The sequence below is a fragment of the Streptomyces sp. BV286 genome, assembly GCF_019090165.1.
GTDB lineage: Bacteria > Actinomycetota > Actinomycetes > Streptomycetales > Streptomycetaceae > Streptomyces.
In genome coordinates this window covers 137,121-157,846 of sequence record NZ_JAHRIB010000178.1, presented here as the reverse complement: position 1 = coordinate 157,846, position 20,726 = coordinate 137,121, and the positions used below count along the sequence as shown (strand labels likewise).

Below are 20,726 nucleotides of genomic sequence, written 5' to 3'. Positions count from 1 at the left end.
TACGCGCCAGGGGTGCGAGTGGCGTCCTCGGCACTACGCGGGGCGTCCACGCGGCCCCCGTACGGCGACGTACGTCACCGACGTACGCGCCAGGGGCCTCCGTGGCCCCGAGAGGCTCAGGAAGCTCCGGCCGGCGAGGTACCGGCCGCGAGCCGGTCCCCGATGTCCCGCAGCCCAGCGAGGTCGTGCACGTCGCCGGGCAGCGCGGCCACCTCGGCCACCGCCACCTCCGGGTGGAGCGCGGCGAAGCGGTCACGCGTGCGCTGCTCGCGGGAGAGCAGCTGCATGCGCTCGGCGTGCAGCCTCAGCAGGCCTGCTGTGAGTTGTTCGACGGTCCGGTCCTCCGGTCCTGCTCCGTCGGCGGTGTTCCGGTCCGCGGCGGGGGAGCCTGCGTCGGATTCGGGAGCCTCGGGACCGGTGGTCCGGGGAGCGGATGCTTCTGAACTGCCGTACGTGTCGGGAGAGTTACGAAGTCCAGCTTTCCCGTCCACCTGATCCACAATGCGGGCCTCGTCAAGATTTTCCGCGGCGGCGAGCGCGCGCTCGGCGGACAGCCGGGTGGCGCCGCTGCCGTGCACGCGGTTCAGCACGAGACCGGCGAGCGGCATGTCCTCGGCGGCCAGCCGCTCCACGAAGTACGCCGCCTCGCGCAGCGCGTCCCGCTCCGGGGCCGCGACGACGAGAAAGGCGGTACCGGGCGCCTGGAGCAGCTTGTACGTGGCGTCCGCGCGGGTGCGGAAGCCGCCGAAGGTGGTGTCCATGGCGGCCACGAACGTCTGGACGTCCTTGAGGAGCTGGCCGCCCAGCAGCTTGCCGAGGGTGCCGGTCATCATCGACATCCCGACGTTCAGGAACTTCATCCCCGCGCGGCCGCCCAGCTTCGCCGGCGCGGTCAGCAGCCGGATCAGCTTGCCGTCGAGGAACGAACCGAGCCGCTTCGGCGCGTCCAGGAAGTCGAGCGCCGACCGCGAGGGCGGGGTGTCGACGACGATGAGGTCCCACTCCTCGCGGGCCCGCAGCTGCCCCAGCTTCTCCATCGCCATGTACTCCTGCGTGCCCGCGAAGCCCGCCGAGAGCGACTGGTAGAAGGGGTTGGCCAGGATCGTGGCCGCCCGCTCGCGGTCCGCGTGCGCCTCGACGATCTCGTCGAAGGTGCGCTTCATGTCGAGCATCATCGCGTGCAGTTCGCCGCTCGCGGAGTCGTCGATGCCCTTCACCCGGCGCGGGGTGTTGTCGAGCGCGTCGATGCCCATCGACTGGGCGAGCCTGCGCGCCGGATCGATGGTGAGGACGACCACCTTGCGGCCGCGCTCGGCGGCCCGCAGCCCGAGGGCCGCCGCGGTGGTGGTCTTGCCGACGCCGCCCGAACCGCAGCAGACCACGATGCGCGTCCCGGGATCGTCGATCAACGGGTCGACGCCCAGGACGGCGGCGGAGTCGATCGCGTGGGCCGGATCGGACACCTGGGCCGGGTCGGACGGGTGTGCCGGATCGTTTGCGCGGGCCGGGTCCTGACTCATGAGATCCCTTGCTGACGCAGTTCCTTGGCGAGTTGGTACAGGCCCGCGAGGTCCATTCCCTCGGCGAGCAGCGGGAGTTCGTGCAGCGGCAGGCCGAGGTCCTGGAGCACGGCCCGCTGGTCGCGCTCCAGCGCGTACCGCTCGGCGTACTCCCGCGCCTGGTCCAGCAGCGGGTCCACCAGCCGCTCGGCGACCCCGCCGCGGCGCGCGCCGCCGAGTCCGGCGGCCGACAGCGACTTGGCGATGGCCGTACGGGGCGCCTCGCGCGTGAGGTCCAGGTCGGCCTCGTCGAGGATCGCGGGCCGCACCATGTTCACGATGATCCGCCCCACCGGGAGCCGCGCGGCACGCAGTTCGGCGATGCCGTCGGCGGTCTCCTGGACGGGCATCTCCTCCAGGAGCGTCACCAGGTGCACGGCCGTCTCGGGTGACTTGAGCACGCGCATGACGGCCTGCGCCTGGTTGTGTATCGGGCCGATCCTGGCGAGCCCGGCCACCTCGTCGTTCACGTTCAGGAAGCGGGTGATCCGCCCGGTCGGCGGGGCGTCCATCACGACGTAGTCGTACGCGAACCGCCCGCGCTTGTCCTTGCGGCGTACGGCCTCACAGGCCTTGCCCGTGAGGAGCACGTCCCTGAGGCCGGGCGCGATGGTGGTCGCGAAGTCGATGGCGCCCAGCTTCTTCAGGGCGCGTCCGGCGCCGCCGAGTTTGTAGAACATCTGGAGGTAGTCCAGAAGGGCCAGTTCGGGGTCGATGGCGAGCGCGTACACCTCCCCGCCACCGGGAGCGACCGCGATCTTCCGCTCCTCGTAGGGCAGCGCCTGCGCCTCGAAGAGCTGCGCGATGCCCTGTCTGCCCTCGACCTCGACCAGAAGGGCGCGCTTGCCCTCGGTCGCGAGGGCGAGCGCGAGTGCTGCGGCGACCGTGGTCTTTCCGGTACCGCCCTTGCCGCTGACGACCTGAAGCCTGCTCACGTCTTCGAGCCTAATTCCTCACTGAGTGCCGCGGTGGCCGTGGGTGGGGTCACGGGGGCCTTCGAGCCACGAAACCCGACGGCCCCGCCACGCATACGGGTGCCCAGCAAGCGCCCCGCCCAGTCATCGGCCGCCGCGCCGGACAGCGGCCGGCGCGGGCGCCCCCGCGGGCTCCGCCGCCGTCAGGGAGCGGCCACGGACGCACGGGGGCCCCGTGCGCGGGCTGGGCGGAGGGCATGGCGCGCCAGCCGATACAGTCGCCCTCATGACCAAGTGGGAATACTCGACTGTGCCGCTGCTCGTCCACGCCACGAAGCAGATCCTCGACACCTGGGGCGAGGACGGCTGGGAGCTCGTCCAGGTCGTGCCCGGGCCGAACCCCGAGCAGCTCGTCGCCTACCTGAAGCGGGAGAGGGCGGCGTGAGCGCTGTCGAGGCGAAACTGGCCGAACTGGGACTGACCCTGCCGGGCGTCGTCCCGCCGCTGGCCGCGTACCAGCCCGCGGTGCAGTCGGGCGTGTACGTCTACACGGCCGGCCAGCTCCCGATGGTGGACGGCAAGCTTCCCGTCACCGGCAAGGTGGGCGCGGAGGTCACGCCGGAGGAGGCCAGGGAACTGGCCCGCATCTGCGCGCTGAACGCCCTCGCGGCCGTCAAGTCGGTCGCGGGCGACCTCGACCGCATCGCGCGCGTGGTGAAGGTCGTCGGCTTCGTCGCCTCGGCCTCCGACTTCACCGGCCAGCCCGCCGTCCTGAACGGGGCGAGCGAACTGCTGGGCGAGGTCCTCGGCGACAAGGGCGTGCACGCGCGCAGCGCGGTCGGCGTGGCGGTACTGCCGCTCGACGCGCCCGTGGAGGTCGAGATCCAGGTGGAGCTCACACACGCGTAGGCACGCTCCCGCCTGCCGCTACGGGGAGCCGCCGCACCGGTGCGGCTCTCCTGGGGACCGGTTGTTGCCTCTCGAACATCAGCTCACTCCGGGATAGCCTCCGCCCATGGCGAACGGTCAGTGGTACCCCCCGGAGTGGCCCGAGAGGATCCGCGCACTCGCGGAGGGCACGCTCACACCGGTCACTCCCCGGCGGGCGGCCACCGTCATGCTCCTCAAGGACACCGATACCGCCCCCGTCGTGCACATGCTGCGCAGACGCGCCTCCATGGCCTTCGCCGGGGGCGCGTACGCGTATCCCGGCGGCGGCGTCGACCCCCGGGACGACGACCTCCACGTCCGCTGGGCGGGCCCCACGCGCGCGTGGTGGGCGTCCCGGCTGGGCGTCGACGAGACCTCCGCCCAGGCGATCGTCTGCGCGGCGGTCCGTGAGACGTACGAGGAGGCGGGCGTCCTGCTCGCCGGCCCGGCGCCCGACACGGTGGTCGGCGACACCACAGGGGACGACTGGGAGGCCGACCGTGCGGCCCTGGTCGCCCGTGACCTCTCCTTCGCGGAGTTCCTCGACCGACGGGGACTGGTCCTGCGCTCCGATCTCCTCGGCGCCTGGACGCGCTGGATCACCCCGGAGTTCGAACCCCGCCGCTACGACACCTGGTTCTTCGTGGCCGCCCTCCCGAAGGGCCAGCGCACCCGGAACGCCTCCACGGAGGCCGACCGCACCGTCTGGATCCGCCCGGCGGACGCGATGGACGGCTACGACAAGGGCGACCTCCTGATGATGCCGCCCACCATCGCGACCCTGCGCCAGCTCGGCGCGTACGCGAGCGCCGCCGAGGCCCTCGCGGCAGCACCCGGGCGGGACCTGACACCCGTCCTGGCCCGGGCCCGGCTGGAGGACGGCGAGCTGGTCCTCAGCTGGCCGGGCCACGACGAGTTCACCAAGCACATCCCGACCGGTGGAGCCCCCGCATGACCGACGCCGCAGCACTCCCCGGCCAGCCACGCGGCGGGGTGCTCTCCGGCCCCGCCACCCCGCGTGCCGTCAACGTCCTCGCGCCCAACGCGTCGGCGATGACCCTGGACGGCACGAACACCTGGATCGTGGCCGAGCCCGACTCCGAACTCGCGGTGGTGATCGACCCGGGGCCCCTGGACGACGTACACCTGCGCAACGTCGTCGCCACCGCCGAGAAGGCGGGCAGGCGGGTGGCCCTGACCCTGCTGACGCACGGGCATCCTGACCACGCCGAGGGCGCCGCCCGGTTCGCGGAACTGACCGGCACGAAGGTGCGGGCCCTCGACCCGGCGCTGCGGCTCGGCGACGAGGGCCTGGCCGCCGGAAACGTGATCACCACGGGCGGCCTCGAACTGCGGGTCGTACCGACGCCCGGCCACACCGCCGACTCGCTGTGCTTCCATCTGCCCGCCGACCGGGCCGTCCTGACCGGCGACACGATCCTGGGCCGGGGCACCACGGTCGTCGCCCACCCCGACGGACGGCTGGGCGACTACCTGGACTCGCTGCGGCGGCTCAGGTCCCTCGCGGTCGACGACGGCGTGCACACGGTCCTGCCGGGCCACGGGCCCGTCCTGGAGGACGCCCAGGGAGTCGTCGAGTTCTACCTCGCCCACCGTGCCCACCGCCTTGCCCAGGTCGAGACGGCCGTCGAGGACGGCTACACGGACCCGTCCCAGGTCGTCGCACACGTCTACGCGGACGTCGACCGCTCGTTGTGGCCGGCGGCGGAACTGTCCGTACGGGCGCAGCTGGACTACCTCCGGGAACACGGGCTCATCGGCGAGGTGTGAGAAACCGGAGGCCGCCTCTTCCCAGGACGCGCAGGAGACCTCTGCGGGAACTGGTGAGGGCTTCTTCCGGAGCGCCCTCCGCCCTCCCTAGGGGCGTGGTTTCTTGACGCCGTGCACGCGCGCGTACTCCTCGGCCAGCCACGGCCCCAGATCGTCGACGTACGACCGCAGGACGGCGGGGTCGCCCTTCGGTTCGTACCCGAGGACGGCCGCCGCCCGTAGGTGCGCGGCCCGCTCCGGGTAGTACGCGCCGAACGCCTCGGCCATCTCCGTCAGATCGCTCGTCCAGCCGTTCCAGCGGGGCATGACGAGGGTGAAGCCCGTCCGGACGAGGTGGCGTGACATGAAGCGAACCAGGGGCCTCAGATCCGCCTCCGAACCGCCCGCCCCGGCGATCCGCTCGCGCCAGCGCGGCAGGAGCAGCGCGAGGTCGCCGTTCGTCTCGCGGGCGAGGAGGGCGTCGGGCCGGTAGCGCGGCAGTTCCTCGGCGAGGTCCTCGCCCAGCAGCGGCGTACAGAGGCAGGCGACGAACCAGCCGAGGTCGTGCCTCTCCAAGTCGCTCAACACCTGCGACCGGCTGACCAACAGCGTCCCCGCCCCGTCGATCTGCGCGAACTCCTTGTCGAGCGCCTCGTCGACCGCCCGGGCCTCCGCGTGGTCCGCGTCCGTGGGCTCCTCCCGCAGGGCGAGCAGCAGATCGAGGTCGGAACGGCCCACGCGCGCGGTGCCGCGCGGAATCGACCCGTACAGGTACGCGCTGTGCAGCCGTGCCCCGAAGACGTCCAGCACCCGGTCGCGGGCCGTGGCCACGACGGGCCGGAACGCCGGCGGGATCCGCACCGCGGACCCCTCGCGTTCGATGTACCCCAGGGCGTCGAGCCCTCTGTTCGACATGGGGCCACTGTGCCCGGGCGGGGCCGCGGGGTCATGCCGTTTTCCGGCGGCACGGGACGACGACGAAGGGCCCCACCGTGCGGCAGGGCCCTTCAGTAAGAAGTCGTGAGGACGGCTAGCGCGAGCGCTTCGCGAGGCGCTCCACGTCCAGCAGGATCACCGCGCGGGCCTCCAGGCGGAGCCAGCCGCGGCCCGCGAAGTCGGCGAGCGCCTTGTTGACCGTCTCCCGGGAGGCGCCGACCAGCTGGGCCAGCTCTTCCTGGGTCAGGTCGTGCACGACGTGGATGCCCTCCTCGGACTGCACGCCGAAGCGGCGCGAGAGGTCCAGGAGCGCGCGGGCCACCCGGCCCGGCACGTCGGAGAAGACCAGGTCGGACATCTGGTCGTTGGTCTTGCGCAGTCGCCGGGCGACGGCACGCAGCAGGGCGGCGGCCACCTCGGGCCGCGCGTTCAGCCAGGGCTGGAGGTCGCCGTGGCCGAGGCCGAGCAGCTTCACCTCGGTCAGCGCGCTGGCGGTCGCCGTGCGCGGGCCCGGGTCGAACAGCGACAGCTCGCCGATGAGCTCGCCGGGGCCGAGGACCGCCAGCATGTTCTCGCGTCCGTCGGGGGATGTGCGGTGGAGCTTCACCTTGCCCTCGGTGACCACATACAGCCGGTCACCCGGGTCACCCTCATGGAAGAGGGCGTCACCACGCGCGAGGGTCACCTCACTCATGGAGGCGCGGAGCTCCGCGGCCTGCTCGTCATCGAGCGCCGCGAAGAGCGGGGCGCGCCGCAGAACGTCGTCCACGAGTTCTCTCCTTGTCGACCTGCTCAGGGGATCTTGCTCCCCGGTGTACCAGGGGACCGTGTTCCCCATCTTGCCGGACGGTCCAAACAGTGTGATCAGTCACAAGTCTGCCGCACGGGCGTGTCCGGCAGTGCGGCAGGGGGCCAATTGGGGGCCGATCTTCTGGGGCCGGGGTCAATGTCGGCGGTGGGCTTTAGGCTGGCCGGGTGTCCAAATCGCCGGTGAGAGCACAGGCCAAGGGGGCTGGACGGGTGGCTGTACGTCGCAATTCCGCTGTGGGCGAACAGGGCTCCGACGGAACGAAGAAAACGACAAAAGCGGCAGCGGCGAAGCCGGCGAGGAGTGCGGCGGGGGCCGCGGGGAAGGCGGTCGGGGCGGCGGCCTCGGAGATGGCCGCGGCGGCGAGGAAGGCTGCCGTCGCCAAGAAGGCCGCCGCCGCGAAGAGGACCGCCAAGAGCAGCGCCGGGAGCGGCACCGGGAAGAGAGCACCGTCCAAGGCGCCCGCCGAGAAGACTGCGGCATCCGGGACGGCCGCCAAGAGGGCCGCGTCCGCCAAGAAGGCCGAGCCAACCGAGAAGCTCACGCCGGCCAGGAAGGCCGCGGTGTCCAAGACGACCGCGACGAGGAGCGCGGCTGCGAAGGTGTCCGCCGCGAAGGCCGCATCCGGGACCGCCGCCAAGAAGGCCGCGTCCGCCAAGAAGCTCACGCCGGCCAAGAAGTCGGCGCCGACCAAAAAATCGGCCCCCGCCAAGAAGTCGGCCCCCGCCAAGAAATCCGCCTCCGTGAAGAAAGCCGTGCCCGCCGAAGTGAGCCCCGCCCGCATCACCCCCGCCAAGCCTCCCCGCGGTGAGTCGCACACGGCTCTCGTCCGGCGGGCCCGGCGTATCGACCGTGAACTCGCCGAGGTGTACCCGTACGCCCACCCGGAGCTGGACTTCGAGAACCCCTTCCAGCTGGTGGTCGCCACCGTCCTGTCGGCGCAGACGACCGACTTGAGGGTGAACCAGACGACGCCGGCGCTCTTCGCGAAGTACCCCACGCCCGAGGACCTGGCGGCGGCCGACCCGGAGGAGGTCGAGGAGATCCTCCGGCCGACCGGGTTCTTCCGGGCCAAGACCAAGTCGGTGATGGGCCTCTCCAAGGCCCTGCGGGACGACTTCGGCGGCGAGGTCCCGGGCCGCCTCGAAGACCTGGTCAAACTGCCCGGTGTCGGCCGCAAGACCGCCTTCGTGGTCCTCGGGAACGCCTTCGGCCGCCCCGGCATCACCGTGGACACCCACTTCCAGCGGCTCGTACGGCGCTGGCAGTGGACCGACGCCAAGGAGCCGGACAAGATCGAGGCGGCCGTCGGCGAGCTCTTCCCGAAGACCGGGTGGACCATGCTGTCGCACCACGTGATCTTCCACGGCCGCCGTATCTGCCACGCCCGCAAACCCGCCTGCGGCGCCTGCCCGATCGCCCCGCTCTGCCCGGCGTACGGCGAGGGCGAGACGGACCCGGAGAAGGCGAAGAAGCTCCTGAAGTACGAGAAGGGCGGCTTCCCGGGCCAGCGCCTCAACCCTCCGCAGGCGTACCTGGACGCGGGCGGCATCCCCGCACCGCCGCTCGGGGCACCCGGGGCCGGTTCACCCGTGTCGGGTTCACCCGTGTCGGGTTCACCCGCGCGGGGCACCGGATGACGGAACGATCTGCGGACCCGCGGGCGTTGAGATCAGCAGAACGGGGGTGGCGATGACGCGCGCGAGCCACACGCACGACATGCAGGACGGCGATCTGGCCCTGACCAGGGCCGGGCTGCCCGGCTGGCTGGACCCGGTGGTGCGCGCCGTCGAGACGGTCCAGCCGCGCCAGCTGAGCCGCTTCCTGCCCCCGGAGGACGGGGCGGGACGCCAGTCGGCCGTACTGATCCTGTTCGGCGAGGGCGACCGCGGCCCCGAGCTGCTGCTCATGGAGCGCGCCAGCTCCCTCAGGTCGCACGCCGGTCAGCCGTCCTTCCCGGGCGGCGCCCTCGACCCCGAGGACGGCGACCCGAAGACCGACGGTCCGCTGCGGGCCGCTCTGCGCGAGGCCGAGGAGGAGACCGGGCTCGACCCCCGGGGCGTCCAGCTCTTCGGCGTGCTCCCGACGCTCTACATCCCGGTGAGCGGCTTCGTGGTCGCCCCGGTCCTCGGCTGGTGGCGCGAGCCGACACCGGTCGGTGTGGTCGATCCGAACGAGACCGCGAGGGTCTTCACCGTGCCCGTGGCGGATCTCACGGACCCGGCCAACCGCGCGACGGCGGTCCACCCCAGCGGCCACCGAGGTCCGGCATTCCTGGTCGAATCAGCCCTGGTCTGGGGCTTCACGGCCGGAATCATCGACCGCCTGCTGCACTACGCGAACTGGGAGCGACCGTGGGACCGCGACAAGCAGGTCCCGCTCGACTGGCGCGCATGACAGGGTGGCACCCGTGCTGTGTCCTCCCGGGAGGCCTTTCGCCCCTCTGCCGCTGCGCGGCGGGCCGGCCCCCAGGCCAGGACGCGGCAACCGCAAAGTGATGAGGCGAGGCTCGAAGCAGTGAACGTGCTGGACATCCTGTTGCTGGTCGCCGCCGTGTGGTTCGCGATCGTGGGCTATCGCCAGGGTTTCGTCGTCGGCATCCTGTCGGTGATCGGTTTCCTGGGTGGTGGCCTCGTCGCCGTCTACCTCCTGCCCGTCGTCTGGGGAGCGGTGACGGACGACGCGCAGGTGGGCACGACCGCCGCCGTCGTCGCCGTGGTCGTGGTGATCGTCTGTGCCTCGATCGGCCAGGCCCTCACCACCCACCTCGGCAACAAACTGCGGCGGTACATCACCTGGTCCCCGGCCCGCGCCCTGGACGCCACGGGCGGCGCCCTCGTCAACGTCGTGGCGATGCTCCTCGTCGCCTGGCTGATCTGCTCGGCCCTGGCCGGCACGACGCTGCCGACCCTCGGCAAGGAGGTCCGCGGCTCCAAGGTGATGCTCGGCGTGGACAGGGCCCTGCCCGCCCAGGCCGACACCTGGTTCGCGGACTTCTCCTCGGTCCTCGCCCAGAACGGCTTCCCGCAGGTCTTCAGCCCCTTCTCGGACGAGCAGATCGACGCGGTGGACCCGCCCGACCCGGCCCTCGCGACGAGTCCGGTGGCCGCCCGCGCCCAGCGCTCCATCGTCAAGGTCACCGGCACCGCCCAGAGCTGCGGCAAGGTCCTCGAAGGCACCGGTTTCGTCTTCGACAAGCGCCGCGTGATGACCAACGCCCATGTGGTGGGCGGCGTGGACGAGCCGTACGTCCAGATAGGCGGAGAGGGCAAGCGGTACGCGTCCAAGGTCGTGCTCTACGACTGGGAGCGTGACATCGCCGTGCTGGACGTGCCCGAGCTGGACGCGCCCGTCCTGCAGTTCGCCACCCGGGAGGCGTCGAGGGGGGACGGCGCGATCGTCGCGGGCTTCCCGGAGAACGGCTCGTACACGATCAACGCGGCGCGGGTCCGCGGCCCCATCACCGCGAACGGCCCGGACATCTACCACCGGGGCACCGTGGAGCGGAAGGTGTACTCGCTGTTCGCGACCGTGCGCCAGGGCAACTCGGGCGGCCCGCTGCTCACGCCGGACGGCAAGGTGTACGGCGTGGTGTTCGCGAAGTCCCTCGACGACGCCAACACGGGGTACGCGCTCACCGTGGACGAGGTCCGGGAGGACATCGCCAAGGGCCGCACCGCCAACCAGCAGGTGGACAGCGACAGTTGCGCGCTCTGACCGTGCGAGTGCGCGCTCTGGCCGTCCGCCGGGCACCGGCGGACGGGACCGGCCCGGAGCCGGTCCCGAGGTGCACGCGGTGAGGTCCTGAGGCTCTGGGCGGCTCAGTCGCGGGGATGGCGCAGGCGGGCCGAGACCCAGCGGGCGCGGCGCCTCAGAATGTGCGGGATTCCCAGCCGGGGATCCGTGCCCTGCAACTGCGGGGCGCCCCTCCGGTGGGAGCTCAGCCCGCCGGCCGAGCGGCGGTTGCGTGCTGCGTCACTGTAGTCGTGCGTCCAGCCCATACCCCGACGTCTGCCCCAGCCCCAAGGTCCATAACCGCCCCCACGCCCCCCAATTGGCCTATGCGCGAGGCAAGTGGCGTTCGTAGGACAGGCGTTCCTGAGGCCCGTGGGACGCACGGTACGACGGGCGGCCGCGGGTGTCCCCCGACCTGCGGTGCAGCGGCACCGGGCCCGCGGTGCGGCGGCCTCAGCGGTCCGGCTCGGGGTCCTTCAGCCAGTTCACCAGTTCGGTGGAGAACGCCACCGGGTCCTCCTCGTGCGGAAAGTGCCCGAGCCCGTCGAACAGCCGCCAGCGGTACGGCGCTTCGACGTACTCCCCGGACCCGGCCGCGCTCCGCGTGCGCATGACCGGGTCGAGCGATCCGTGCAGGTGCAGCGTCGGCACCCGCACCGGCCGCTTCATGCGCCGGTTGAACTGGATGCCGTCGGGACGGGCCATCGAGCGGACCATCCACCGGTACGGCTCGACCGAGCAGTGCGCGGTCGAGGGGATGAGCATGGCCCGCCGGTACGTCTCCACGGCGTCGTCCTCCGGCAGCCGCGGCCCCGACCAGTCCCGGACGAGCCGGCCGACCAGGGCGCCCTCGTCGGCGACGAGTTGACGCTCCGGGATCCAGGGTCGCTGGAAGCCCCAGACGTACGAGCCCGCCGCGCTCTGTTTCATGTCCGAGAGCATCGCCGAGCGCCAGCGCCGGGGATGCGGCATCGAGGAGACCACGAGCCGGCGCACCAGCTTGGGGCGCATCACGGCCGCCGTCCACGCCAGATAGCCGCCGAGGTCGTGGCCGACGAGCGCCGCGTCGGGCTCGCCGAGGGACCGTACGACCCCGGTGACGTCCAGCGCGAGGTTCGCGGGGTCGTAGCCGCGTGGCGTGCGGTCGCTGCCGCCGACGCCCCGCAGGTCCATCGCGACCGCGCGGAAGCCCGCGTCGGCGAGGGCCACCATCTGATGCCGCCAGGCCCACCAGAACTGCGGAAAGCCGTGCAGCAGCAGGACCAGGGGCCCGTCGCCCATCTCGGCGATGTGGAAGCGCGCGCCGTTCGCGGCGACGTCCCGGTGGGTCACCTGCCCGCCGGGCACGTCCAGCCGTACGACCGAGGTGGGTTGCGCCGAGGGTGATTGCCCCGCAGGGAGGGAGGAGCCCGTCATGAGGACGAGCGTGCCACAGCCTCGACTCCGTCACCGACCCGGTCCGCCGCGGTCACCTGACGGGGGTGCGGCTTGACGTTCTGCAGTACGGCTGCCGATTCCTTGACCGAGGCCGCGGTCTTCTGCGGGCCCTTCCCCTTCTTGGCCTTCTTCGCGAAGACCACGCCGATCAGCACGAGCACCCCGGCGACCACGACGTTCGCCGCGAACGACAGCAGGAAGCAGACGGCGAGGTTCCAGTCGCTCCAGGTGCGGATGGCGTACGCCAGGGCGAAGCTCAGCATCGGCAGGGAGAAGATCAGTACCGCGCCGGCCGCCGAGAAGGCGCCACCGCCGACCGCCCCGCGCTTGACGTCCCGCTTGAGCTGCGCTTTCGCCAGCGCGATCTCGTCGTGCACCAGTGCGGACATCTCGGTCGTCGCCGAGGCGACCAGCTGGCCGATGCTGCGTTCGGCGCCGACCGGGCTGCCGTCGGGTGCGCTCATCGCGTTCTCCCTGTTGTCTTGTCGCCGTTGTCTTGTCGTCGTCGCTTCGGCGCCGTGGGCGTCATGCGTACGTGTCGGACCGTACGTGCCGGGCCGGGTTCTGCGCCCGTACGTATCGGACCGTGCGTGTCAGATCATGCCGGACCGTCGTGCTCCCCGCCTGCCCCGCCCGTCACTTCGGCAAGCCTTCGGTGCTCAGCGGCTTTTCGTTCGTAGATCTCGGCCATGCGCAGGTGGTAGGCCGGGTCGTCCTGTTCGTAGACGTCGGGGATGCCGGAGAGATCCTCGTCGCGCTCCTCGTCCTCCCACAGCCTGCGGTACTTGGCGTTGCGCAGCTTCAGCAGGACCCCCGACAGGACGGCCGCGATCAGGGAGCCCGTCAGGACGGCGGCCTTGACCTCGTCGGTGAGCGCGGCGTCGTCCGCGAAGGCGAGTTCCCCGATGAGCAGCGACACCGTGAAGCCGATGCCCGCGAGCGAGGCCACCGCGAAGACGTCCGGCCAGGCGAGGTCGTCGGAGAGCGACGCCCTGGTGAAGCGGGCCGTCAGCCACGTACCGCCGAAGATCCCGACCGTCTTGCCGACGACGAGCCCGAGGACGACGCCGAGGGTCTCCGGATGGGTGAACACGTCGCCGAGCGCGCCGCCCGACACCGCGACCCCGGCGCTGAACAGCGCGAACAGGGGTACGGCGAGGCCCGCCGACAGGGGCCGTACGAGGTGTTCGACGTGCTCGCCGGGCGAGTGCTCCTCGCCCTCGTCCCTGCGGGTGGTGCAGCGCAGCATCAGGCCCATCGCGACGCCGGCGACGGTGGCGTGGACGCCGCTGTTGTACATCAGGCCCCAGATGACCAGGGCGAGCGGCACGTACACGTACCAGCCGCGCACCTCCTTGCGCAGCAGCAGCCAGAAGACGGCGAGGCCGACGGTGGCGCCGCCCAGCGCCGGGAAGTTCAGGTCGTCGGTGAAGAAGACGGCGATGATCAGGATCGCGAAGAGGTCGTCGACGACGGCGAGTGTGAGCAGGAAGGCGCGCAGGGCGCTCGGCAGCGAGGTGCCGAGGACGGCGAGGACGGCCAGCGCGAAGGCGATGTCGGTCGCGGTGGGTACGGCCCAGCCGGCGAGCGAGCCGCCGCCGGTGACGTTGACCAGGGTGTAGACGAGCGCCGGCACGGCCATCCCGCAGAGGGCGGCGACGACCGGGAGCGCGGCGGCCCGCGGGTCCTTGAGGTCACCGGCGACCAGTTCGCGCTTGAGCTCGACGCCGGCGACGAAGAAGAAGACCGCGAGGAGCCCGTCGGCCGCCCAGTGCTCGACGGAGAGGTTCAGGCCGAGCGCGGCAGGTCCGACATGGAGGTCGCGGACGGACTCGTAACTCTCCCGGACGGGGGAGTTCGCCCAGATCAGCGCGGCGACGGCGGCGGCGAGCAGGAGGACGCCGCCGACCGTCTCGGTGCGCAGCGCGTCCGTGATGAAGGTCCGCTCGGGCAGCGAGAGCCGCCCGAGGGCCTTGCGGCTTCTGGCGGTACGGCGGTCTTCGCCGGGGGAGGGGGCGGGCGCGGGCACGAGGTCGACCTCCGGTCGGTGGGCAGGACTGAGCACATGCCGACCAGACTTCCCGGCGCACCTATGCAGCTCTTGGAGAACTCCGGGACCTCGGGAGGTTCTCCTGTCGCGTTGTTGACGTTCCTGAGCCTACCCAGGGTACGGCCGGGTCGATCCGGTGATCTTCACGGTAGACGCGGAAGGGGCACCCGGCGCGTCCTGCGCCGGGTGCCCCTCCGTGCCGTGTGTCAGTCCTCGCTGGACGCCGCCGGGAGCTTCGTCTGGATGAGGTCCATCACCGTCGAGTCCGTGAGCGTGGTGACGTCACCGAGCTGGCGGTTCTCGGCGACGTCACGCAGCAGCCGGCGCATGATCTTGCCGGAACGGGTCTTGGGCAGCTCCGCCACCGGAAGGATCCGCTTCGGCTTGGCGATGGGGCCGAGGACCGTCCCGACGTGGTTCCGCAGCTCACCCACGAGGGTCTCGGTCTCCGACGCGGTGCCGCGCAGGATCACGAAGGCGACGATCGCCTGGCCGGTCGTCTCGTCGGCCGCGCCCACGACCGCCGCCTCGGCGACCGAGGGGTGGGAGACGAGCGCGGACTCGACCTCGGTGGTCGAGATGTTGTGCCCGGACACGAGCATCACGTCGTCCACCCGGCCGAGCAGCCAGATGTCGCCGTCCTCGTCCTTCTTGGCGCCGTCACCGGCGAAGTACTTGCCCTCGAAGCGCGACCAGTAGGTGTCGATGAACCGCTGGTCGTCACCCCAGATGGTGCGCAGCATCGACGGCCACGGCTCGGTCAGGACGAGGTAGCCGCCGCCTCCGTCGGGCACTTCCCGCGCCTCGTCGTCGACGACGGTCGCGGCGATACCGGGCAGCGCCCGCTGCGCCGACCCCGGCTTCGTCTCGGTGACGCCCGGCAGCGGCGAGATCATCATCGAGCCGGTCTCGGTCTGCCACCAGGTGTCCACGATCGGGGTGCGGTCGCCGCCGATGTGCTTGCGGTACCAGATCCACGCCTCGGGGTTGATCGGCTCACCCACGGAGCCGAGGACCCTGAGCGAGGACAGGTCGAACTTCGCGGGGATGTCGTCGCCCCACTTCATGAACGTACGAATGGCCGTCGGGGCCGTGTAGAGGATCGTCACGCCGTACTTCTGGATGATCTCCCAGAAGCGCCCCTGGTGCGGGGTGTCGGGCGTGCCCTCGTACATCACCTGGGTCGCGCCGTTCGCCAGCGGTCCGTACGTGATGTAGGAGTGCCCGGTGACCCAGCCGATGTCGGCCGTGCACCAGTAGACGTCGGTCTCCGGCTTGAGGTCGAAGACCGAGTGGTGCGTGTACGCGGTCTGCGTGAGGTATCCGCCGGAGGTGTGCAGGATGCCCTTCGGCTTACCCGTCGTCCCCGAGGTGTAGAGGATGAACAGCGGGTGCTCGGCGTCGAACGCCTCGGGCGTGTGCTCGGCGGACTGCTTCTGCGTGATCTCGTGCCACCAGACGTCACGCCCCTCGGTCCAGGCCACCTCCTGGCCCGTACGGCGCACGACGAGCACCTTGTCCACGCCGTCGACCCGGGAGACCGCCTCGTCCACGGCCGGCTTGAGTGCGGCCGGCTTGCCGCGCCGGTAGCCGCCGTCCGCGGTGATGACCAGCTTGGCGTCGGCGTCCTGGATGCGGGTGGCGATGGCGTCGGCGGAGAAGCCGCCGAAGACCACGGAGTGCGCGGCGCCGATCCGGGCGCAGGCCAGCATCGAGATGACGGCCTCGGGAATCATCGGCAGGTAGACGGCGACCCGGTCGCCCTTCCCGACTCCCAGTTCCGTCAGGGCGTTGGCGGCCCTGGAGACCTCTTCCTTGAGCTCGGCGTAGGTGAGGGTGCGGCTGTCACCCGGCTCGCCCTCGAAGTGGATGGCGACGCGGTCGCCGTGCCCGGCCTCGACGTGCCGGTCCACGCAGTTGTACGCGACGTTGAGCTTGCCGTCCTTGAACCACTTCGCGAACGGCGGGTTCGACCAGTCCAGGGTCTCGGTCGGCTCGGTGGCCCAGGTCAGCCGGCGTGCCTGCTCGGCCCAGAAGCCGAGCCTGTCAGCCTTGGCCTGCTCGTACGCCTCCGCCGTGACGTTGGCGTTCGCGGCCAGGTCGGCGGGCGGCGCGAACCTGCGTTCTTCCTTGAGCAGGTTGGCCAGGCTTTCGTTGCTCACGACATCTCCCTTACGGTGCTGGGCCGGTGGGCGACCGTTGTGTCCCAGGCCACAGCTCATCAGACGCGGGCCCCTGGTGACAAGGGTCGTCCGAGAATTGGTTTAGACCTGTCCCGGGATCATGTGTGCGTGTGGCCCGCCCGCGGACACGGGGGCCACTCGTTTCCACGGACGCGGGACGGGAGCGGTTCAGGCCGGGGTGTCGTGCAGGGCCGCCGCCGCGACCCGGTCGAAGACCTCGCCCTCGTGGGGCGTGGCCTCCGTGAGCAGGTACGCCTGGGCCTCGCCCACGTGGAAGTACATCCCGTGCAGTTCGAGCGCGCCCTCCTCCAGGGCCCGCGTCACGGCCTCGTGCGCCCGCAGATGCTCCAGTTGCTGCACCACGTTGGTGAGGCAGAGCTGCTCGACGGCGTCGGCGGGAGCCCGTCCCGCGATGCGTGTCCAGGGCCGGTCCTTCGCGGCCATCCGCTCCACGCTCGGCAGTCCGTGCCGCAGCCACCGCTTCAGCGGCGTCCGGGCGCCTGTCGGCTCGGTGTTCATCAGTGCCTGCATCGCCCCGCATCCGGAGTGCCCGCACACGGTGATGGACCGCACCTGCAGCACCTCCACCGCGTACTCGATCGCGGCCGCCACCGAGTCGTCACCGCTCTCCACACCGGGCGGCGGCACGAGATTGCCGACATTGCGTACGACGAAGAGGTCGCCGGGCCCGCTGGAGGTGATCATCGAGGTCACCAGCCGGGAGTCGGCGCAGGTCAGGAAGAGCTGTGAGGGCCGCTGCCCCTCCCGGGCGAGCCGGGCCAGCTCGCCGCGCACCAGGGGCGCGGTGTTGCGCTGGAACGTGCTGATCCCGCTGGCCAGTTGATGCCCGCTGGGGTGCCCGCCGGGCGGTGGTGTCTCGGGGTTCTCGCAGTGGTGGTTGCGCCAGGGGGTCCAGGGCCGGCAGTGGCAGTGCGACGTCTGCCCGTGGCCGTCCTTGAGGTGCGGTTCCGCGAGCCGTGCTCCGGTGCGCCCGGTCAGCTCGACGGTGCCGCCCCGCGCGGTGTGCGCGCTCTGCCAGTCGTGCAGCGACTCGTACGCCGCGTGGTCCATGAAGGAGCCGTCCAGCTCGACGACGGCCTCGGCCCCCGGCGGCACCAGGTGAAGCGCCCGGCTGAGGCGGGGTACGGCGAGGAACGTCAACTGCCCGCGCACCCGCACATGGTGGACGCCGTCGGGGCCCACCTCGTGCGTGATGCGTGTCCGCGTGAGGCGGTGCAGGGCGACGCCGACGGCCATGGCGACCCCGAGCGTGACGCCTTCCAGCACCCCGAGGACGACGACGCCGAGCGTGGTGACGGCGTACACCAGCACCTCGCGGTGGCGGGTGACCGTGCGGATGTGGTGCAGGGACACCATCTGGATGCCGACGGCCATCACCAGGGCGGCGAGTGCGGCGAGGGGGATCAGCTCCAGGAGCGGGACCATCAGCAGCGCGGCCACCACCACCCAGACGCCGTGCAGCATCGTGGAGTTCCGGCTGAGGGCGCCGGCCTGGACGTTCGCCGAGCTTCGTACGGCCACGCCCGCGACGGGGAGCCCGCCGAGCGACCCCGAGACGATGTTGGCGGCGCCCTGTCCGAGCAGCTCGCGGTCGAGGTCCGAGCGCCCCTGCTGGGCGGGCAGCCTGGCCGTGAGCTTGTCCACGGCGACGGCGCCGAGGAGCGACTGGACGCTGCACACCAGCGTGGTGGTGAGCACGGCGGCGACGAGCCCGAGCGCCGGGCCCTCGGGCAGTCCGGCCAGGGCGTGGCTCCGCCAGGACGGCAGGTCCACCTTGGGCAGGGTGAGCCCGGCGAGGACGGCTGTCCCGGTGGCCGCCGTGACGGCGACGAGCGCGGCCGGCACGGTACGCAGGGCCCGTCCCGCGCGTCCGGGGATCCGGGACCACGCCAGCAGGAGGGCGAGTGTCAGGGCGCTCATCGAAAGTGCCGCCACCTGCGGGTGGGCCAGCTGGGCGGGCAGCTCCCGCACGTTGTCGACGACCGAGCTGCTCGGTGATCCGCCCAGCACGATGTGCAACTGGGCGACGGCGATGGTGATGCCGATGCCGGCCAGCATGCCGTGCACGATCGCGGGGCTGACGGCCAGGGCGGAACGGGCCACCCGCAGGAGGCCGAGGCCGAGTTGGGCCAGTCCGGCGAGGACGGTGATGGCGCAGGTCGTGCGCCATCCGTACTTCTGGATGAGGTCGGCGGTGACCACGGTGAGCCCCGCGGCGGGTCCGCTGACCTGGAGCGGGGCGCCGCCGAGCCGGCCGACCACGAGCCCGCCCGCGGCGGCGGCGACGAGCCCCGCCTGCAGTGGTGCTCCGGTGGCGAGGGCGATGCCCAGGGACAGGGGCAGGGCGATCAGGAAGACGGCGATCGAGGCGGACAGGTCGGCGGCAGCGATCCGGGGGATCCGGGGAACGCGCGGGCCTCGGCGGCCGGGCCCGGGCGGGCTGTGCGGCCGCCCCTCGTCCGGTGTGTGCGAAGAGTCGTCGGTGCGGGTGGGGACGCAGGCAGGCATGGTTCCCGTCTCCTCCGGGGCTACGCGGTCGCTTGGGGCGCGGCCGTGGGTCACGGCGTACAGCGGCGGGATTTATCAACGCTCAGTAAATGAATCGTAATGGAGAGTAAAGGACGTGTCAGAAAAAGTAGCGCAAATGGGTCAACAGTTCATTCCGGAGAGTGATTAATCATTTTGATCGGCTTGTCGCACCACCCTCTTCCCGGACTCTTGCGATCTTGGCGTCGCTGTCTGTTTTGTCCCGATCGAAGGAAGAAGGTGGGCGGAACATGGCCGCCACTCAGAGGATCACCACGGGCGTCACCCTCGCCGCTGTCTGCGCCGCGGCGCTCGCCGGCTGCGCGCTCGACGGCACCGGTGCCAAGAAGGGCGCGCAGGACGAAGGCGCGCACGGCGCGAAGAAGGCCGTGGGTGCGCCCGCACCCGCGCCCAAGAACGCGGTCCGCCTGATCGGCGACGGCTCCACCGCGTACACCGGCGCGCAGCCGCGGCTGCCCCGGGCTGAGCGGCTGAAGCCCGGTCAGCGACCGCCGCAGTTCGTGGTCTTCTCCTGGGACGGGGCCGGCGAGGACAGCCAGCGGCTGTTCTCGCACTTCCGCAAGGTGGCCAAGGACAACCGGGCGACGATGACGTACTTCCTCAGCGGCGTGTACATGCTTCCGGAGGCGAAGCGCGACCTGTACCGGCCGCCGCAGCACTCACCCGGCCGCTCCGACATCGGTTTCAATGACGAGCAGGGCATCAAGGACACCGTGGAGCAGCTGCGCGGCGCCTGGCTCGAGGGCAACGAGATCGGCACGCACTTCAACGGCCACTTCTGCGGCAGCGGGGGCGGAGTGGGCGAATGGTCGGTCGAGGAGTGGAAGGACGAGATCGCCCAGGCCAAGGCCTTCGTCAAGTCCTGGAAGACCAACACGGGCGCGATGGACGCCTCCCCGCTGCCCTTCGACTACGACAAGGAGCTCGTCGGCGCCAGGACGCCCTGCCTGGAGGGGCAGAAGAACTTCATGAGCGCCGCCCGCGAGCTCGGCTTCCGCTACGACACCAGCGGCGTCAACGACCAGGTCTGGCCCAAGAAGAAGGAGGGCCTCTGGGACCTGTCGTTGCAGCTCGTCCCGGTCCCGGGCCGCGCCTTCGAGACGCTGACCATGGACTACAACTTCATGGTCAACCAGTCGGGCACCACGTCCAAGGGCGACCCCGCCAAACACGCGTACTGGGGCGACCAGATGCGGGACGGCCTGCTCGCGGGCTTCTCCCGCGCCTACAAGGGCAACCGCGCGCCCCTGATCATCGGCAACCACTTCGAGTCCTGGAACGGCGGCACGTACATGCGCGCCGTCGAGGAGACCATCGAGCGCGTCTGCAATGAGCGCGAGGTGCGCTGTGTCTCCTTCCGGCAGCTCGCCGACTGGCTCGACGCACAGGACCCCGAGACCCTCGACAAGCTCCGCACCCTCAAAGTGGGCCAGGCTCCGGAGCAGGACTGGGCGTCGTTCCTGTCCGACCGGCCCGCCCCGGCCCCGAAGGGCGTGCCGGGCGCGCCGGCGGGCAGGCCGTAGCGCCTGGCGGGCGTCCGGGCTGGCAGCCGCCCGGGACCGGCCGGAACCGCCCGGGACCGGCCGGAACCGCCCGGGACCGGCCGGGACCGCAGCACGCACCCGGTCCGAGTGTTTGGCCGTCAGCAGCAGGTCGTCGCCGGCCTGGCACTTGAGGAGGCCGGTCTCGGAGTGGTGGCAGGCCACTCCGAGACCGGCCTCGGTGAACGGGCCGGTGACCGTGATGTTCATGCCGGCGTATGGGTGTGCCCGCGTCCGAGGGCTGTCGGGACGTGAAGAAGACCACTCGTCGGTGGGGTGGGGGCCGGGTGTGCGT

18 protein-coding genes are annotated in these 20,726 nt (G+C 71.5%); 8 read left to right on the top strand and 10 right to left on the bottom strand.

What is annotated here, in order from left to right; genetic code table 11:
* Nucleotides 1-116: 116 nt before the first annotated feature.
* Both KUF83_RS34550 and KUF83_RS34545 read right to left on the bottom strand, forming a co-directional pair.
* Nucleotides 117-1,520, bottom strand: a complete 1,404-nt coding sequence (locus KUF83_RS34550; RefSeq protein ID WP_217458973.1) for an ArsA family ATPase — start codon at nucleotides 1,518-1,520, stop codon at nucleotides 117-119.
* Nucleotides 1,517-2,494 carry an ArsA-related P-loop ATPase gene (locus KUF83_RS34545; RefSeq protein ID WP_217458972.1) on the bottom strand — a complete coding sequence of 326 codons (978 nt, stop codon included), beginning with the start codon at nucleotides 2,492-2,494 and terminating at the stop codon, nucleotides 1,517-1,519. Before KUF83_RS34545 ends, KUF83_RS34550 begins: the two co-directional genes overlap by 4 nt.
* A 265-nt stretch (nucleotides 2,495-2,759) precedes the next feature.
* On the opposite strand from KUF83_RS34545, the gene KUF83_RS34540 reads away from it, so the two are divergent.
* The 4 genes from KUF83_RS34540 to KUF83_RS34525 all read left to right on the top strand — a co-directional run bounded on the left by KUF83_RS34540 (nucleotide 2,760) and on the right by KUF83_RS34525 (nucleotide 5,194).
* Nucleotides 2,760-2,918, top strand: a complete 159-nt coding sequence (locus KUF83_RS34540) for a DUF4177 domain-containing protein (protein WP_217458971.1) — start codon at nucleotides 2,760-2,762, stop codon at nucleotides 2,916-2,918.
* Nucleotides 2,915-3,382 (top strand): RidA family protein, encoded by a 468-nt coding sequence (locus KUF83_RS34535; RefSeq protein ID WP_217458970.1) that lies wholly within the window; start codon nucleotides 2,915-2,917, stop codon nucleotides 3,380-3,382. Before KUF83_RS34540 ends, KUF83_RS34535 begins: the two co-directional genes overlap by 4 nt.
* Before the next feature lie 106 nt (nucleotides 3,383-3,488).
* On the top strand, nucleotides 3,489-4,358 hold the full coding sequence (locus KUF83_RS34530; RefSeq protein ID WP_217458969.1) for an NUDIX domain-containing protein: 870 nt from the start codon (nucleotides 3,489-3,491) through the stop codon (nucleotides 4,356-4,358).
* The gene (locus KUF83_RS34525; RefSeq protein WP_217458968.1) at nucleotides 4,355-5,194 is read left to right on the top strand and encodes an MBL fold metallo-hydrolase; all 840 of its coding nucleotides are present in this window, start codon (nucleotides 4,355-4,357) and stop codon (nucleotides 5,192-5,194) included. The genes KUF83_RS34530 and KUF83_RS34525 overlap by 4 nt, the downstream gene beginning before the upstream one ends.
* 87 nt (nucleotides 5,195-5,281) lie before the next feature.
* Here KUF83_RS34525 and KUF83_RS34520 read toward each other — a convergent pair whose 3' ends face one another.
* Nucleotides 5,282-6,088, bottom strand: a complete 807-nt coding sequence (locus KUF83_RS34520; protein ID WP_217458967.1) for a nucleotidyltransferase domain-containing protein — start codon at nucleotides 6,086-6,088, stop codon at nucleotides 5,282-5,284.
* 115 nt (nucleotides 6,089-6,203) lie between these two features.
* Nucleotides 6,204-6,878 carry a Crp/Fnr family transcriptional regulator gene (locus tag KUF83_RS34515; RefSeq protein ID WP_016642758.1) on the bottom strand — a complete coding sequence of 225 codons (675 nt, stop codon included), beginning with the start codon at nucleotides 6,876-6,878 and terminating at the stop codon, nucleotides 6,204-6,206.
* A gap of 389 nt (nucleotides 6,879-7,267) precedes the next feature.
* Here KUF83_RS34515 and nth point away from each other — a divergent pair, with 389 nt between their 5' ends.
* From nth to KUF83_RS34500, 3 genes are all read left to right on the top strand, one after another.
* The gene (gene nth, locus KUF83_RS34510) at nucleotides 7,268-8,557 is read left to right on the top strand and encodes an endonuclease III (protein ID WP_254644796.1); all 1,290 of its coding nucleotides are present in this window, start codon (nucleotides 7,268-7,270) and stop codon (nucleotides 8,555-8,557) included.
* A gap of 52 nt (nucleotides 8,558-8,609) precedes the next feature.
* Nucleotides 8,610-9,314: a CoA pyrophosphatase gene (locus tag KUF83_RS34505; RefSeq protein WP_217458966.1), complete on the top strand. Its 705-nt coding sequence runs from the start codon at nucleotides 8,610-8,612 to the stop codon at nucleotides 9,312-9,314.
* Between the two features lie 120 nt (nucleotides 9,315-9,434).
* The gene (locus KUF83_RS34500) at nucleotides 9,435-10,634 is read left to right on the top strand and encodes a MarP family serine protease (protein ID WP_217458965.1); all 1,200 of its coding nucleotides are present in this window, start codon (nucleotides 9,435-9,437) and stop codon (nucleotides 10,632-10,634) included.
* A 104-nt stretch (nucleotides 10,635-10,738) separates the two neighbouring features.
* Here KUF83_RS34500 and KUF83_RS42225 read toward each other — a convergent pair whose 3' ends face one another.
* The 6 genes from KUF83_RS42225 to KUF83_RS34475 all read right to left on the bottom strand — a co-directional run bounded on the left by KUF83_RS42225 (nucleotide 10,739) and on the right by KUF83_RS34475 (nucleotide 18,851).
* Nucleotides 10,739-10,918, bottom strand: a complete 180-nt coding sequence (locus KUF83_RS42225; RefSeq protein ID WP_254644774.1) for a hypothetical protein — start codon at nucleotides 10,916-10,918, stop codon at nucleotides 10,739-10,741.
* Nucleotides 10,919-11,105: 187 nt separating this feature from the next.
* Nucleotides 11,106-12,068: an alpha/beta fold hydrolase gene (locus KUF83_RS34495; protein ID WP_217458964.1), complete on the bottom strand. Its 963-nt coding sequence runs from the start codon at nucleotides 12,066-12,068 to the stop codon at nucleotides 11,106-11,108.
* Nucleotides 12,065-12,553: a phage holin family protein gene (locus tag KUF83_RS34490; protein WP_217458963.1), complete on the bottom strand. Its 489-nt coding sequence runs from the start codon at nucleotides 12,551-12,553 to the stop codon at nucleotides 12,065-12,067. The genes KUF83_RS34495 and KUF83_RS34490 overlap by 4 nt, the downstream gene beginning before the upstream one ends.
* Nucleotides 12,554-12,687: 134 nt before the next feature.
* On the bottom strand, nucleotides 12,688-14,118 hold the full coding sequence (gene nhaA, locus KUF83_RS34485) for a Na+/H+ antiporter NhaA (RefSeq protein WP_308403271.1): 1,431 nt from the start codon (nucleotides 14,116-14,118) through the stop codon (nucleotides 12,688-12,690).
* Between the two features lie 227 nt (nucleotides 14,119-14,345).
* Nucleotides 14,346-16,361 carry an acetate--CoA ligase gene (gene acs / locus KUF83_RS34480; RefSeq protein WP_217458961.1) on the bottom strand — a complete coding sequence of 672 codons (2,016 nt, stop codon included), beginning with the start codon at nucleotides 16,359-16,361 and terminating at the stop codon, nucleotides 14,346-14,348.
* Nucleotides 16,362-16,490: 129 nt separating this feature from the next.
* Nucleotides 16,491-18,851 (bottom strand): bifunctional SulP family inorganic anion transporter/carbonic anhydrase, encoded by a 2,361-nt coding sequence (locus tag KUF83_RS34475; protein ID WP_217458960.1) that lies wholly within the window; start codon nucleotides 18,849-18,851, stop codon nucleotides 16,491-16,493.
* 269 nt (nucleotides 18,852-19,120) lie between these two features.
* On the opposite strand from KUF83_RS34475, the gene KUF83_RS34470 reads away from it, so the two are divergent.
* Entirely contained in the window at nucleotides 19,121-20,413 is a 1,293-nt protein-coding gene (locus tag KUF83_RS34470) for a hypothetical protein (protein ID WP_217458959.1), read from the top strand.
* Nucleotides 20,414-20,726: the final 313 nt, after the last annotated feature.